11 protein-coding genes and 1 pseudogene are annotated in these 16139 nt (G+C 62.2%); 2 read left to right on the top strand and 10 right to left on the bottom strand.

What is annotated here, in order from left to right; genetic code table 11:
* The first annotated feature begins 444 nt into the window (after positions 1–444).
* Positions 445–951 carry a papain-like cysteine protease family protein gene (locus XI09_RS05830; RefSeq protein ID WP_271566022.1) on the top strand — a complete coding sequence of 169 codons (507 nt, stop codon included), beginning with the start codon at positions 445–447 and terminating at the stop codon, positions 949–951.
* A gap of 253 nt (positions 952–1204) precedes the next feature.
* Here the strand turns inward: XI09_RS05830 and XI09_RS05825 are convergent, their stop codons facing one another.
* Positions 1205–2911 carry an AAA family ATPase gene (locus tag XI09_RS05825; RefSeq protein WP_271566021.1) on the bottom strand — a complete coding sequence of 569 codons (1707 nt, stop codon included), beginning with the start codon at positions 2909–2911 and terminating at the stop codon, positions 1205–1207.
* 167 nt (positions 2912–3078) lie between these two features.
* On the opposite strand from XI09_RS05825, the gene XI09_RS05820 reads away from it, so the two are divergent.
* Complete coding sequence (locus tag XI09_RS05820; RefSeq protein WP_271566020.1) at positions 3079–3228, top strand: hypothetical protein; 150 nt, start codon at positions 3079–3081, stop codon at positions 3226–3228.
* Between the two features lie 288 nt (positions 3229–3516).
* On the opposite strand, the gene XI09_RS05815 is transcribed toward XI09_RS05820, so the two are convergent.
* The 9 genes and pseudogenes from XI09_RS05815 to XI09_RS05775 form a co-directional block, all read right to left on the bottom strand.
* Entirely contained in the window at positions 3517–3771 is a 255-nt protein-coding gene (locus tag XI09_RS05815; RefSeq protein WP_271566019.1) for a hypothetical protein, read from the bottom strand.
* 37 nt (positions 3772–3808) lie between these two features.
* A pseudogene (locus XI09_RS05810) lies at positions 3809–3991 on the bottom strand (hypothetical protein); the annotation flags it as partial.
* A gap of 229 nt (positions 3992–4220) precedes the next feature.
* Positions 4221–4583 (bottom strand): hypothetical protein, encoded by a 363-nt coding sequence (locus XI09_RS46015; protein WP_271566018.1) that lies wholly within the window; start codon positions 4581–4583, stop codon positions 4221–4223.
* 22 nt (positions 4584–4605) lie between these two features.
* Positions 4606–5643, bottom strand: a complete 1038-nt coding sequence (locus XI09_RS05800; protein ID WP_271566017.1) for a glycosyltransferase family 9 protein — start codon at positions 5641–5643, stop codon at positions 4606–4608.
* Positions 5621–6259, bottom strand: a complete 639-nt coding sequence (locus XI09_RS05795; protein WP_271566016.1) for a class I SAM-dependent methyltransferase — start codon at positions 6257–6259, stop codon at positions 5621–5623. Before XI09_RS05795 ends, XI09_RS05800 begins: the two co-directional genes overlap by 23 nt.
* Before the next feature lie 58 nt (positions 6260–6317).
* Entirely contained in the window at positions 6318–6806 is a 489-nt protein-coding gene (locus XI09_RS05790) for a hypothetical protein (RefSeq protein ID WP_271566015.1), read from the bottom strand.
* A 224-nt stretch (positions 6807–7030) separates the two neighbouring features.
* Entirely contained in the window at positions 7031–10462 is a 3432-nt protein-coding gene (locus tag XI09_RS05785; RefSeq protein ID WP_271566014.1) for a glycosyltransferase, read from the bottom strand.
* Between the two features lie 21 nt (positions 10463–10483).
* Positions 10484–14158: an eCIS core domain-containing protein gene (locus tag XI09_RS05780; RefSeq protein WP_271566013.1), complete on the bottom strand. Its 3675-nt coding sequence runs from the start codon at positions 14156–14158 to the stop codon at positions 10484–10486.
* Entirely contained in the window at positions 14149–16137 is a 1989-nt protein-coding gene (locus XI09_RS05775) for an ATP-binding protein (RefSeq protein ID WP_271566012.1), read from the bottom strand. The genes XI09_RS05780 and XI09_RS05775 overlap by 10 nt, the downstream gene beginning before the upstream one ends.
* Between the last annotated feature and the right edge of the window lie 2 nt (positions 16138–16139).

The raw sequence follows: 16139 nt of genomic DNA, 5'->3' as shown, positions 1-16139 counted from the left end.
GAGTGAGGCGCCGCCTGCACGCAACAGTTCGATCCGCCAACGCTCGTCATGAGCGCAGACGGTGCATTTAGGTCCCGTTTTCATCTGCAAAAATCCGACGCGAATTGCGCCATGTGGCCCTAAAGTGGCCCCCGAAAGTGAAGTTTCGGTTTCACATCAAATATGCAAATCAATGCAAGCAGTTGAAATTCAGACCCCGTGATTAAATATCGTGAGCGCGTTTGAAAGCGATCGAAACGAAGTGCGACAACGCCGAAGAAGTGGCGCGGATTGAAGAACGGCTTCGGGTCTCACGCAGGCAATTGTTTATGGTTCAACTGTCCCGCGACGGGTCGGCCGCAATACAATTCTTGCGCGCGCTTGAACTTAGCAGCAACAATGAAGACACATTATCACAGGCTTTGATCCGGCAAAGGATCATGCTGTCGGAAATGAGGGTATCAGATGGTCACGTATCGTCTATCGAAACCCCGAATTGTGAAGCAACCATCGATAGGAACTGGCGACGACGAAGTTTCAGCGCCCGTATGTTGGGCTTGCGCCCTTAGCTCCTGGCTTGAAGCCACTCGCGGGGTCAGTTGGTCATATAGCTCAATCATCCAAATGTTTCAGATGTACTGCAATGGAAATGCGCTCGATCTTGCGTACTTCGATGAGATGGCAAACAGCCTCTCGATCAACATGGAATACGAGGAAATCGACAGAGCCGACCTCACGTTCGACTATGTATACGAAAAGATGTTTCCTCTGGTGGAGACGTCCGGGAACCATCTCTACATAGTAATGAAAGGGAAAAATCCAGCTCATGTAGTCGTCGCTTATGGCATTCAGCGGGACAATACCGACTACATCGCGATTATGGATCCGCTTCGGGGTGTGCTCGCGGCTCCTACCCTTTCTGCCTTCAGAAACAAGGCCACTGGCTTCTTGATAGGCTGGGCCCGGCGATAACGATTGTGAAGCCTACGTCGGCGGCGCAAAATGACCCTGTCGCTGCGATTTCCAATTCACTTCCAAGTTGACCACGCTCGTTGGTTCACTGGTTCACCTATAGGGATATGGGTGAACCGAACCAGACGATGATGGGGCATAAATGCCCCCCATCGTATCGTCCGTGGTTCACTGAGTGGTTCAGGTGAACCAGCTTGATATCCAAGGGGTTTTTGCCTCTCTTGGTTCGGTTTTGGTTCACCCCTTGGTTCGCTTAATTTGCGCCAGGAAATCGTGCTGGCGGCAGCGGTGGTTGGTTCACCCCTGAACCACGCGAATCCATGGCGTTAAGCTCCCGCTCGCCGGCACCGGTCAACGTCCAACCGCTGCGCTCTGGACGGATCAGCTTTTGTTGCTCCAGCTTTTGCGCGAGCCGGTACACGCGGCTGTCGCTCATCCCGAGCAGCTTGCCGACATCGCGGCGGCTTTTGCGCGGATGCTGATCGATGGCCTTCAGTAACGCATCCTCGTCCCGCTCGTTCGCCCGCTCACGCTCCACAATGCCGAAATCCGAGACCGGCCGCGCAACGACGGTCGGGATGGCGCGCCCCTTGGTGTCCCGTAGCTTAGGGTGCTGCACGGTCACCAATTCGAAATGGACCGGCTCGAACGACGGGCCACGGAACTTGCCGAGGGCTTCGAAGGCGATCACCTGGCCGTTCCGCCGCAAGGCAACGTTGCCGTCAACCTCATTTAGAAACGCCCCGCCGCCCTTTGGGATCAGGTCGTCATCGGCCGCGCGCTTGGTCGGATGCGCCAGGGCGAGCACGCACGGCCCGCTGGGCAGGTTCGTCATGGAGCGCAGCAATCGCGCATAGTTGCCCATCTGAACGTTATCGTTATCGTCGTCGCCCTCGAAATACGCGGCGACCGTGTCGACGATGACCAGGGTGGGTTGCAGTTTCTTCGCTGCCACCTCGGCTTCGATGTTCGCGACGTTCTCCGAAATCTTCACCACACCGTTGATGAAATGCACGTCCACGGTCTCCGGGTCGATTCCCATCTCTTGGGTCACGCCGAGCCACCGCGCCTGCACGTCCGTCGGGTTCTCGCCGGCCGCGTAAATCACCGTGCCCCTTTCCACTTCGATGTTCCCGATCGAACGTCCCGTCGCTACGTGTGCGGCGAGACGCATGGCCGCTGCGGTCTTGCCACCCCCTGTCTTGGCGGTCATCGAGTAGCAAAACCGCCGCTGAAATATCCGGTCGATAACGTAGTCAGGCGGGACGAAATCGCGGACGAATTGGCCCGAGGACTGAATCAGGTTCGTGGGTGCGGGCTGTTTCGGGAAAGGGACGACGGGCATTGCTTTTGCCTTATCTAAATGTTCGTGGAAGTGGCGTTCGGTCCAGCGCTCATATTTTAGCCCGTCGCCGTCGGGGCGGCCGTCCGCGAGCCATTTGGCATAGCCGGCATCGTCCAATTCGAAATACCGGTCGAGCCATTTAAGGCGGCTTGCCTCGCGCGCATTTCGCTCGGTTTGCGCCGCTGCACGTTTCGCACCGACCTTCGCGGCCAGCTCGTTCAGAGTGGCTTCTGTCCGCTCCCAGGCGTCGCCGCAGGGCTCGTAACCGCGCTCCTTCTCACTGGCCAGGACATCGATGATCAGTGAATCAGTCCAGTGTTTTTCGCGATCGAACTGCTGCCACTCGTCAACGAGGGCAGCTTCGTATTGCTCCATCGTCAGGGGCTCGTGGATGCCGGGTATATAGCCAGGCGGCTCGTACTCGTGCATCAAATCGCGCCAAAGGGCGAAGCCCTGTTCGTTCGGCCATTGGCGGTGCATGTCCCAGCCGAGGCAAAGCGGCGGCGACATTTCCGGCTCAGGACCGCCACACCACCATTCAATCAAATCGCGCAGAGCCTCGATTGCGACCGGCGTCGCGAGGCGTTCGGTTTCGTCAAGTTCAAGCAAACTCATCGGGTAGCTCCTTACTCGTGGAGCCCCGAAGCAAAATCAGATTGCAAAAATCGCGGAATGTGATACGTAAAAGCTGCCAAGCAATTCACGAACACGTCCGCGGCCCTGCGATCAGTTCTGATCCGGGGCCGTTTCGTTTATGTCGGCTTGTTAGCTGGAGTGAGCGGATGGCTACGGCAGAATTCGAGCCAGTCGAGATTTTCGACCAGCTCCTTGCAGCGCGCTCGCCACGCAGTCGGCTCGACTACGATTTCCTGACGATAGCGTTCGATGTGCTCTCGGAGCAGCGTATAGGCATGCTCACAGGCTTGGTTTAGCTCGGTCATAACGCACCGGTCACGGTTGACTCGAGTGCCGTCAGCCAGTCAGCCGCGGCAGCCTCACTGATGCGGGTGCATTTGCCGATCTTCACGACGCGCGGCCCTTTGCCCTCCGCGCACCGCCGGTAAAACGTGGCCCGGTGGATACGATACCTCCGGCAGAATTNCATTCTAAGCCTAACGGTTCAAACAAACCGCAGACTCGCAGATTGCCCCGTCATCCGGTAGGTGGCCGCTGAACAGCGCTTACAATAAAACTGCGAACTCGGACGAATCTCCCACGCATCACGTAAGCATTGACTGAGGCGTTCTTCTTTTCTGCGGCTTCTTCGATTCGACGTGCCAAATTGATTGGAAGCGACGTTCTGCGCTGCCGTCCTCGATCACATCGAAGTACTTTTCGACCAAATGGTTTGCATGCTTCTCAAGAAGCTTCTGTGCTTCATGATCGCTCACGGGTCCGAACTCCAAAACCTCTTCTCCATCGTGGTTCACCACGACCTTAAAAAAGGCTCCTGCCCGCGCCTGATAGAGACCCACCAGGCATTGGAGAAATGGTTTCCATCTACAAACACCTGCCGCGCGCCTGCTCCTCGGATTTCATGAGGATGCCCGGCACGCTGGCAATGCCGCCGCCAGCGAAATCAGGCGTCAGGATGAACGTTAGCTCCGCGGTGTGGCTCGCTGGCAGCGATGGATCGGTGTTGCGGCGGAACGACATCGTCATCTTGAAGTTTCTCGATGGGATGTCAGCGCGCAGGCCGAAAAGCTCCGGGAGTAGTGGCGGTGGACCGGCAAGTGGACAGGTTTTTGCTGAGTTGCCCGTCGGGTCAACTGGTCGCATCCGAAAACGGTAGTGTGAATCGACGCCGAAACCTGACCCCTCCGATATGAAATAAGTCAGGGTATTACGGCGTTGATCGGGGTCCGGACCCCGCGCCGATTTACACTCTTGGCGGCCTACGTGAGCGAGATGCACAAAGGATAACCTACTTGACTGGTGCTCGCTTTCGGCACCGGGTTGAGGCCATCGTTGAGAGATTCTCGGAAATGCAGACCGACCTCGACCGCGAGCGCAAGGCGATGAAGCAGATCGCCCTTTCTGCGGTCGAAATCGATCTGGCCCGCGTGTCATCGTCAAGCGTCCGACTTAACGGTTCCGCCTCGTGCACGGCACTTCCTCTCGCCTCAACCTTCGCCCAGAACTTCGCGACGAACTCATCGATCTTCTTCTTGGCTTCCGCCTCCAGCACGTCGGCTACGGCCTTAGCCGCCTCTTGCGGCAGATGTGCCGCCTTATCCGTCTTGTCGATCGCGTCGTTGACGGCCGGGATTGGTGTCTCTCCCTTCACGTGCGGCGGTCCTTCAAGCGGGTTAGGCGACTTGGATACGGTGCCGACCTTGTCTTGGTGGACTTCGAAAGTTCCGTCTTTCCGGACGGTGAAATCCGGGAGCAGGCCACCTGCGTATGCGAGACTGACGCGTGCAAGCTGCGCCAATTGCCGCGGCGACGGTATCGACCGTGATGGCCGCGAGGCAATCGATCCCTCGCCGACAGGCCGCGAAACGATGCGATGTGAACCAGCATGGCTCGCATGCAAGGCCGCTCCGGAGCACGGTGACGTTGGGCGGTAACGGGCCCAGCGTCTCATCCGGAGTGGGACCAAACAGCATAATGGTGGCCGTACCGAGCGCAGCCGCCAGGTGACCGAGGCCGCTGTCGTTGGCGACGACGACTGCGGCGCCTGCCAGTACGCCCGCCGTCTCGCAGAGCGAGAGTTGGCCAGCCAGCATGCGACAATGGGGAGAGAAGCTCATCCTTGATCCGTTCCATCCCTGCAGGTCGTCGATGGTCCCTACCACCGCGACGTTCTCGAGCCGATCCGCCAGCGCCACGAAGTGAGGCCACCGCTTCGCGGCCATTTCTCCGGTCTTGCAGCCGGGCGCCAGGACGATCGTGCGAGGGTGAAGCTCGGCAGGAGGATATCGATCCGCAGGCAGTCGATAGCAGGGCGGTGTTTCAAGGCAGATGCCGAGTGCACGCGCGAACTCCAGGTAATAGGCCTGTTCGTTGCGATAGAACAGCGCATCCGGAGGGCGTGCAACGCAATTCGTCGCGCGGCCATAGCGGCCGGCATAGCCGCGCCAATAGAACGGGGGAATGGCCGCGATGGTGATGTCGTGGCCGTCCAGCGCATGCCGGCGCGAGCGTCCGTTGTAGATGGTGCGAAGGATGTCCCAGCCGGCAAACAGTTCGGCGGTCTCGGGATAGTCGCCGTCAACGAGCAGATCGACGATGTAGCCGTTGGCGTGCAGCACAAGCAGCAATGGGGTCGCCAGCACGATGTTGCCGATGCCGGATGCGACGTGCACCAGGACAGTTGGTCGCTCATTGGGCTCGGTCGACTGCATGCTGCTCCTCCCCTGCCGCTCGCGAGCCAACAGCGGATAGTGGTCGCAGCACCAACGCGTTGTCGGCGAACCACCATGTCTTGTCCAGAACTCGCCTTAGCGCGCCGCGAATGGCCTGCGTCGCCTGATCATCGAGGTGAAATTTTCGTTCGTCGAACTTGGCGATCCAGTACCGGTGGGGTTGCTCGTTTACGTGGTGAAGGCCGCCTTGGCCGGGCGTCGCCGCCGTGAAAAATACGGATCGCAATGCGTGTCGGCGGATATTGTCTACCAGCATTTCGGCGTGGCATTTAGCGAGATGCTCGGCGACCTCGGAACAGATCACCAGGTCGTGGGCTTCGAGCCGGGGCGGCGCTGTCAGATCGGCGATGATGAATCTGGATCGAATGGCGTCGGGAGCTGAGTGCCACGCGTGCTCCGATCCATCGATGCCCGTGATGTGCTTGCCGTGCCGTCGGGCGAGACGATCGATGAGGAAGCCATTGCCGCATCCGAGGTCAAGCTCCGAGGAGAATTCGAGAAAGCGCGCGAGCACATCGGCGATTGCGTCATACTCTTGGCGCCAGGGCGCGTGCATCTCAAAGAAGTGTTGATCATAGATCGCGGAAATATCCATGGGCTCACCCGTTCCCGGGAATTATGTGTGCGGTTGCCTGATTGAAGGGCGGTGCGAGTCATGGCTCAAAGAGGGCCGAGGCGTGCGACCGGCCGTGGTCGTGGAGCCTGGAGTTCGCTGCCAAGTGCTGGACGTAGGATCGATCGCGGCAATAGAGAACGTAGCCCTTGTGCGCGAGAAATCGACTCCACCTGATGTCGTAGCCAGGCAAAAAGGTAGTCATCATCTCGTCGCGGCCGGCGACGATCTCACCCACCGCCTTGCGTGTAAACAGGATACTCTGTGTGCCGTAGAAGTGGGTGGGATCGATTATGTGGGATTGATAGCCGTGCCCCGGCAGGTAGAGTGTGAGAAATCCGGTCTCCGGTCCGAGATAGGTGTTGGTTACCATGTGAGCGAACTTCGAGGAAAACACCACGTCGTCCTCGATGAATAGGATGTATTGATCTCCATCGCTGTGCCGCCAGGCCATTTCGAGTGCGACGTTCGCTGCAAGCAAGCTGGACCGAATCATATCGTGATAATCCAGGCTCGGCAGGATGAACATATAGGGAGTCCGGACCAAGCGAGTTCAGCAGGGCCAGATATTCTCCCGATAGTCTCGGTGACTTGCTCTGGTCGACGAGCACGATCGGTGGCTTGAGCGCATGCTTAACGCCTGAGAAGCTCTCTACAAATCGGCCTGTTACCTCGAGGTTGGACTCGCAGGTGAGGATCACGGGAACGACGGTGAAGGGCATTGCGCACTTCCTGCGAGAAAGAGCTCGGTCATCAATGCGGTGAGAAGACGTGCAGGTCCCAATCCATTCGTTGCGGTGTGGGGTGTCCCTGCACGGTGCGCTCGAACTGGCGATGCAACGCATCCTTGCGCCAACCCGCCTCGCGGAATCGCTCGCACCACCACGATCGGTCGCGCAGGGTAATATGAGAGGAATCACCCGTCGAATGCGGCCTCGCGATCACGGCGAATAGCGCCTGTTGCGTCCAGCCCCGTGCGCGTTCGAGGAATGTCCGCAGCTGGTCCTCGGTGAGGCTCTCCAGCAAGGACATCGCAACGAGCACGTCGAAGGTGCGGTCGAAGGTTACGGTTTCGACGGAGGCGAGGGACAGATAGTCGCGGGTGCTGGCCTCGGCCTGTTCGATGGCCCATGGACTGTGATCGAAGCCCCAGGCCTGCAAGCCCCGTTCGCGCAGCGCCCGGACCAGAAAGCCCTTGGCGCAGCCGGCGTCGAGAAAGCTCTCCGCTTCCGGAAATGTTTCGGCGAGAAAGGCGGCCGCATCGGTAAAGACGCCGCGAAACAGGGGCCAGGTGTAGCCAGACCGCCAGTTGCTCTTGCGTCCGGTCTCGAAATAATCCGCATCGTACCAACCGGCCGGGATGGGGACCGGCGGTGCTCCGATGTCATCCCGGGTGCGGATCGCATTGGCGCGGGAGCGGTCGGTGCGTGCGAGCAGTTCGATGAGCCGGGACTTCGCGAGCTCGCCGACGCGCGCCTGCGAGAATCGCGACTGCAGCGAGGCCGCCGCGGTTTGCGCCGCCGTGCGGACGGCCGTCCGGTTGGCTTGGGTCCAGCGCAATCCTTCCACGGCGTGGTCGAGGTTCGGCTCGGCCCAGTGCATCGACGGCGAATAGAATTGGTAGGATTGGCGGACCGGCGCGGGGTTTGCCCGCACCAGCCAGTGCCGTTCCGGATCGAGATAGTCGAGCGGACCCGAATAGGCCGTTGCCACCACGGGCTTGCCGCGGGATGCCGCCTCGAACAGTGGATATCCCCAGCCTTCGCCCTTGTGCAGGGAGACGTAGCAATCGCCGCGCGCATGCATCGCACTCAATTGCTGCTCGTTCCAGGCTTCGGCGCGCAGCAGGATGCGTGCTGCCGACGGCCAGCGCCGCTGGGCTTCCGCGAGCGCCCCTGCGGCGCTGGAGGCGGCATTGGCGCCGGTCTTGAGCAGCAGGACGGCGTCGGTCTCCGACGGAAAGGCACGCAGGAAAGCCTCGATCAGGCCGGCCGGATTCTTGCGGTCCTGCCATTCGAAGCACGCGTAGAACAGAAAATCCGTATCCCGGATTCCCATTGTCCCCCAGTCGATCGCGCCGGCGGTCGCCGGCGCGGCCGTGGGAACGGGATGCGGAACGCAGAAGGGCTGCCGGCCAAGTCCGCGGGCAAAGACCTCGACGTTGAACTGGCAAGGCAACCAGACATCGATGGCGCGCAGCAGGGGATTGCGCCAGGCCGGCGGCATGGTGTCGGTTTCCCACACGGTCATCGCGATGACGTTCGACGCGCGGGAGGCGCTGCGCGCCCAATAGGGTGGAATGCCGTGAAACAGGTTGAAGTCGGCGCTGGCGTCGTTGCCGATCAACGACCTCACGAGGTCATCGGGCACGCGGTCCGGATGCCCGCCGGTGTCGGTGACCGCCACCCGTATTCCGGCTTCGTGCAGCGCGCGCACATAGGCGCGGGCGGCTTCGCCATATCCGGAACAATGGGAGACCTCGCCGTGGTAGTTCAGCCGGATCGCCGTTCCGTCCTGCGGCGGACGGGCGGTGCGTTGCGGCAATCGGTCCGGCAGGACCTTCCTGACGTGCTCCAGCACCTCGTCTGCAGTCAGCATTTTCAGACACTCGAGATGATGTTGGCAATCGCGCCGGCCCCATGGACCCTGTCGGCATGCGGATTCGCAAGGCAGGCCCTTGCTGATCGGCACCATGTTCCGTGACGGGATCGCCTCGCGTTCGGGACTGGTGATGCCGAAGATGCCGAACGTCGGCACCTCCAGCGCGACTCCGAGATGCATCAGGCCGGAATCGTTTGCGACGAGGGCGGCGCTTTGCCGGATGAGCGCGGCAGTGTCGAGCAGGGAAAGTTTTCCGGCATAGAGGCGGGCGTGCTCCGGCCAGACAAACGCCCGGTCGAAATATGTCTGCGCATTGTCCAGATCCGCGGCGGTGCCGATCACCGCGACATGGTCGAAGCGATGCGCCAGAGCGTCAAAGCCGTGCCACTTTTTCCACGGCCAGTTCGGCTTGCAGCCGGGATGAAGCGCGACCGTTCCCGGCGGCAAGGCAAAGTCGCGCTGCGAGGACATCGCGAACGGCTCGGGCAGCGGCCCCTCCCAGCCGAGCTTGCGGGCGATGTCGCCGGCGCAGGCGCTATCACCCCTCGACAGCCAATCGGCGCGGGCAAAGGCAAGACTGCGGTCCGCCTTGACCTGCCGGGCGAGGGGAGCGCTCCACGCGGTGAAGGTCGCGACCGCGTAGTGGGTGTCGCGCAGCTCGGGGACCTCGCGCGGGCTGCGGCCGTTGGTGACGTCGCTGGTTTGCAGCAGGCGGGCGATCTCCGGTGCGCCGCGCAAGAGGTCTGCGGCTTCCGTGCAATCCGGCGCGAGCAGCACGTCGACGGTATGGCCGAGGCGATGCAGTGCGCGGATCAAGGGCGTGATGCGGATCATGTCGCCGATGCCGGATGCCACCGTCACCAGTGCGGGACCGCACGCCGCTGCTGTACGGGCGGGTGCCGGCGCGCGCGCCGACGCTTCGCGCGGCCAGTCCGTTCCGGTGAGCGCGCGCACGTCGGCGAAGGGTCGTGTCTGCCAGCGCGGGTCGCGTATCTGTTTTGGACTGGTGTTGGAGGCATGCACCAGCCCCACGAAGAAGCGGTTGTCGGAGAGGACGTGGATGCGCGCCTGCTGCGAGGCGATGACAAAGCGGGTGTCCTCGCCGACCGTGATCTCGGGAAACGGATGGCTGCGCCAGTGCGATTTGCGATAGCACAGTGTTGCGCCGCAGACCCAGGGCCGCGCGGTGCCGGGATAGACATATTCCCAGGCCTGCCGCGAGCGAGGCTCAATGAACAGCACGCGGTCGATACCGCAGATATCGGCCTGCGTACGCTCCAGCGCCTCGACCTGGGTCGTGATGCGCGACGGCGCATACCAATCGTCGTCGTCCCAGTGCAGGATGATGTCGCCGCGCGCCTCGGCGCAGGCGGCATTGCGCTTGGCGCCGAGCGTCTGGCGGCCGCTGGCGCGGAGATAGCGAATTTGCGGATGCTGGGGGATCAGTTCGGCGAGGCCGTCGTTGCCATCGTCGAGGATGACGAGTTCCTTGTCGGCATAGTCCTGCGCGAGAAACATGCCGATCGCCTGCGGCACGAACTGCCGCCGGTTCGCGGTGGGCATGATGCAGGAAACGCGAGACACGATGGCCTCCCAGTCAAACGGTTAGAATTTCAGGTGCATCCATTTATTGTTCAGATCGGTGAGCTGGAACTTCTTCTTGATATCGTCTACCTGCCCTTTGACTGTTGATCCCGAGCTGCGGTTCTTACTGTAGTTGAGCGGCCAGACGTTGGACTCCTCGTCCGGCCCGCCCAGCTGCTTCTCCATGACATGATCGCCGTCAGTCGTTCCGTCAGGCGCGTCGTTGCGGTTGTATCCCCAGTCTTCAAGCTCCCTGTTCACCGCATTCTTCCGTGTATCGCTGGTGACTTGCGATGCAGCCTGGAAGAAGAAATCCGGCTTCGTTTTCGAAATCGGGTTCACCACGCCAATCGTCAGATTGGTAAGCTTGCGGGTCGTTGTAGGCTTGGCCGTGAAGCTGCTGTTCAGGCTCTTGAGGTCGGAGAGAGCCAGCCTCCCGCTAGAAGGCTTCTTCTTAGCAATGGCGGCTTGCACGTCGTCCGGGGGCGCGAGCACAATTGGCTCGTAATCCGTAAGCGCCGGCTTGACCCAATGGATCGTGATCGCTTTTGTCTTGGTTGATCCGTCTCCGCTGACGTGAGCTTTTGCGACCTTCTTCTTCGGGCTCATCTCTCCGTCGATCTCGAACTCGCCATCACGCACGTCCATCGTCAGCTCGGTGAAGCCATAGGTGGACTTCCAGATCGGAAGTTTCGGCTCGACCTGTTCTGCAGCCACATCACCTTCCGAGTCCTTCATGGCGTCCAGTTCTTTGTTTACGCCTGTGACGGCCGCCGTCCATTTGGGGTTCTCCGCGTCCTTGTCGCCACCGAAGAGTCCCCGGCCAATCGCAATGGCCTGCTTCACCAACCAGTCCAGCGCTGCGTCGACGGAGGCCTGAATCTTGATGACGATGCCGCGAATCGCCTCCCCGGGATTGGAAATGCCAAGCCAGTCCGCCAGGAACGCGATGACACTCGCAACAGCCCTTTCCAGCGACTCCTCCACCATGTTGGCCGCCGGCCCTATGTTCCCCTTGATGATGTTCCCGATTGAATCGAGCACGGAATCGACGAGGGCGAGGATGCGATTCATCTTGGTCACGATGAACTCGATCGTCGTATAGACGGTCTGGATCAGCTCGATGATCGCGCCGGCGGGGTTTGACATGGTCGCGAGCTTCTTGATGCCAACCTTGATCAAGTCGGTGGTGATCCAGCTGGCGATGCCGCCAATGACGGAATCCCAGAGATCCGACAACTGGCCCTTGATTTGTTCCCACAGCGCAGCCGGGCCCTTGGTCAGCAGCGTGCTGATCCAGTCCCACGCCTTGCTCAGCACTTCCACAGCTGTCGGACCGAGCACCATCTCCAGCTTCTTGCGCAGCTTGGCGCCGGTAATGCCGAGGATCTGCATCACCAGGTCGAGCACGGCAGAGAGCGTGAACTCGCGCGGCGGCTTGATGCCCAGATCCGCCAACGGTTCCATCAGCCAGCTCAGCAGGCCCTGGAGCAGGTGAGTGCCGATCTTCTCGAAAAACTGGTCGAAACCCTTCTTCACCGCCCCGAACACGTTCTTGATGAAGGACATCGGGTGCATCAGGATTTCGTCGACCTCGTCGATCGCCTTGCCGATCACCGAGAAGAACAGATCGACCTTCACGCCGGCCGCCTCGAGCACGAAGCGGATCACCATCATGGCGGCGCCGCCGAGATCGCCCTTGACGAACACGGTGGCAAGGAAGTCCAGCACCAGCTGTTTGATCTTGCCCCAGATCTCCGGAAGGTTGACGAAGGTGCTGATGACCGGAATCGCCGACAGGATGTGCTGGATGATGAAATCCTTGATTGGATTCCGGATGCATTCCGGTATCGCCCGCCACACCGGCCCGAGCACGAGATCGGGCAGCACCTTGACGACGTTGCCGATCACCGGGACCAGCTTTTCCAGGACGCCGAGCACCGGCTCGACGAATGCGGACAACCGCGCAACGCCCTGGCCGGCGAGCGCGAACAGGCTCTTGACGCCACCCTGCACCCACTCGCTGAGTGCCTGGATTTTGCTTTCGATCCAGCCGAGCCCGCCCACGAAGGCGCCGACGATAGGACTTGCGCGTAGCGCGTCCATCATGTTGGTGATGTTCTGCACCAGGCCGCCGATCTGTGCGGCGACCCAGCCACCGGCATCGGCGATCTTGCCGCCGAGGGCGACGATGGCGGCTTTCACGGCCGGGAGGATCTTTTGGCGCAGCGAAGCCTGATCCGCGGTGACGCCCTGAGGCTTGGCCAGGCTGCGCACCATGTCGCCGGCATGATGCAGCCACTCGTGCACCCGCTCGCGCAGGTTCAGGATGGTGTCGAGCGGACTGAAGGCGGCCACCTTTCCCGCGAACGTCTTGATCGGCGTGATGACCGGATCGAGCTTGACCTTGATCGCGTCCCAGGCTTCGCCGAGCTTGCGCTGGACCCAGCCGAGCAGGCCTTCCTCGTTGTCACCCGTGTCCGTGATGCCGAGTTGGTCTTTCAGCCAGCTCCAGACCCTACCGAACAACAGGCCGGTGGATTTGACGGAGTCCCACCACTGCGATGCAAGCAGCTTGATCTCATTCCAGACGTCGCCCGCGACATCGCTCAGGAAGTCGACGACGGGAGCGCCGAATTTCTTCCAGATGTCGGAGAAGAATTCGCCGACCGGCGCAAAAAATTCCCTGATCTTGTCCCAGGCTTCGCCCGCCATTTGCTGCAGGGTGTCGCCGAGCTGGCTGATCGCGTCAAACAGCGGTTTGCAGTCGTTGTGAGCGAGCGCCGCCAGAATCGGGCGCATCGCTCCAGCCAGCTGGGTGAACGTCTGCAGCAGGCCGGCGATGAAACCCCCGCCTTGACTCAGCCGGTTGAATATCCGGCCGAACAGTCCGCTGAGCCGATCGCGGAAATAGCCAACCACGCCCTTGTTTCGGATGCCCTGGATCGCGGTAACGGCGGCTTCGGGCAGCACTTTTTTAAGAAGGCCCCACAGGAATCCCGGACTGTCGTCGGCCTCTTGTTGCGGCGCCGGCTGCGGCGGCTCGGGCGCGGGCGTGGGCTCTGGCGTGTCGGCCTCCTGCCGCTGGATGATTTGGCGTTGCAGGCGCGCTGCGGGCAGCGAACGGGCTGTGAAGGAGGATGCGGCGGAATTCGCCGCCCGTTCGTGGACATCGTCGGCTGGACCGATCCGCAACGGAGCGGTCGCCACCGCACCGGCTTGTTGCTTGACATGCGTGAGCTCGTGCGCGAGCAGCCGGTCGCCTTCCACGCTGCCCGGACGATACTTGTTCGCGCCGAACACGACGTGATTGCCGACCGTGTAGGCGTTGGCATGCACGGCGCGGGCGGAAGCTTCCGCGACCGATCCGGTATGAATATGGACGTGACCGAAATCATGGCCAAGGCGAGTTTCCATGCTCCGCCGCGTCGGCGAGCTCAGGAAATAGCTCGAGCTTGCCAGCGCGTCGTGCACGATCGGCGGGGCGATGCCGCCGGCCGCCGGCGCGCCCGTCGCCCGCTGCGGCCGCAGCGTGGCATGACTGCACTCCTCGCATTTGCCGGATAGGCCGGCCTCGCCGCCGCAGTCACAGCTTCGCTGCAACAGCCGGATCCGCGGCCGCGCAGCCTCGCTTGCCGGCGCTGCGGTTGCGCGCGCCGGCGCGGTGGTTGCAGCTGCGGGCGCGGCTAGGCCCATGCTTCGCTCTCGCTCCGGGTCAACGGACGTTCCAGCTTGGCGTATTCGCTGCGCGCGGCGGCTTCGAGGTGACGCATGCCAACAGGTGCGCCTTCGTCCGCGGCCAGAAATGCGGCGTTCATCGCGATGTGCCGGATATTGCCGCCGGCGACACGCAGCAGAGAGAGCCGCTCCGCGTCCAGTCCCTCGGTCGGGGTCGCGGACGGAAAGGCGCGGCGCCAGATTTCGGCGCGTTGCGCCTGCTCCGGAAACGGGAACTGCACGACGAAGCGCAGGCGGCGCATGAAGGCAGGGTCCAGCGCCGACTTCATGTTGGTGGTCAGGACGGCGAGGCCGCGATAGGCTTCCATCCGCTGCAGCAAGTAGCTCACCTCGACATTGGCGTAGCGATCATGGCTGTCCTTGACCTCGCCGCGCCGTCCGAACAGCGCGTCGGCCTCGTCGAACAGCAGGATGGCGCCGCTTTCCTCGGCGGCATCGAACAGCCGGCGCAGGTTCTTCTCCGTCTCGCCGATATATTTGCTGACGACGGAAGCAAGGTCGATGCGGAAGAGGTCGAGCTTCAGCTCGTGCGCCAGTACTTCGGCGGCCATGGTCTTGCCGGTCCCGCTCGGGCCGGAGAACAGCGCGCTGATGCCGAGCCCGCGCCGGCTCCGTTCGGCAAAGCCCCAGCGCTCGTGCACTTGGGTACGGTTGCGCAGCTGCACGGCGATCATGCGCAAGGTATCCTTCTGGCTCTCCGGCAGAACCAGATCATCCCAGCCGACGGCGGTGTCGATACGTTGCGCCAATCCCTCGAGGCGTGCCCGTAGCCGCGCGCGGCCGAGCGTCCACAAGGTTGCGTCCAGCGAGGCCTTGGGCTCCTCCGTGCTGCAACGGGAAAGCGCATGGCTTGCGATGGCGGAAATCGCCGGTATGCCCAGATTGAACTGCGCGGCGATGGCGTCAAGCGTGGGCGCAACGCCAGCCGCGGCCGGCCCCAGCGCATGACCCCATGCCTGACGTTGCTCGTCGACATCGGCATGCCCAACGTCCAGGATGAAGTTGTTCCGGCGCGGGATGCGTTGCGGTTCCCGAGTGCACAGCGCGACAAATCCTTCCAGACGCTGCAGCAGTCGAATAGCCGCCTGGCTCTGCTGCCGCGCCGCGTCTCCCTCGGGGAGCGAATCGTCCCACTCGAGCGCCAGGACGGCCGCACCGGCCAGCGCCGACTCGCGCTGCCACAGCCGCGCGAACGACTCGAGATCGGAGATGTTTGTGGGCACGAGCTCCGCGGCGATGCCGGCGGCGCGCAAGCCGAGCCGGCTCGCCGCCGCGGCGACGACCAGCCGACACTCGCCGGGGTCGCCGCACAGCTGCACCAGCGGAATCTGCGAGCTATCGTCCGCGCCCGCCCACAGCGAGGCGATCTGTTCGGCAACCCCGTGATGCGACGCCACGATGCCACCGACCTCGGGGAGAATGTCGAGCATGACGGTGAGCCGCTCGTCGAGTTGGCGAATTCCCGACAGGCAATGCAGAACGCGTTCATCGATCCGCAGCGGCGCTAGCGTCAGCACGGGATGATTGCCCAGTTCGAGCAGCCGCCATCGCCGCAGCGGCGCATGTGGCGACAGCGCGCTCCATTGCGGGTCCGGCAGCACGGCGAGCGCGAGCGCAAAGTTGGGCGAGTGATGGCCGGCGCATTCCGGCGCGGTCGCGCACATGGCGGCGAATTCCGGATCGACCTCCATGCCGGCGCAGAGCAGCAGGACGTCGCGCTCGAAGGTGGAGAGCCCGAACACGTCGGTGATGCGGTCGAGGGCGGGCGCGGTATCGGCAAACGCCGCGCTGTCCGCAGGCGTTGCGGCGCGGGCGGCAGCCGCCGGCGCCTTGCTACCGACGTGGCGGGCGAGCCGCTGCTTCACGCCAGCGAGCGATTCGACGAGATAGGCGCGGTTCGCCTCACCCCAGTCGTGCTGCTTCGGCTTTCCGTGCATGA

The sequence above is a fragment of the Bradyrhizobium sp. CCBAU 11386 genome, from assembly GCF_028128955.1.
In the GTDB taxonomy this organism is placed as follows: domain Bacteria; phylum Pseudomonadota; class Alphaproteobacteria; order Rhizobiales; family Xanthobacteraceae; genus Bradyrhizobium.
The sequence above is the reverse complement of the archived record's forward strand: the minus strand, read 5'-3'. Positions and strand labels throughout refer to the sequence as shown.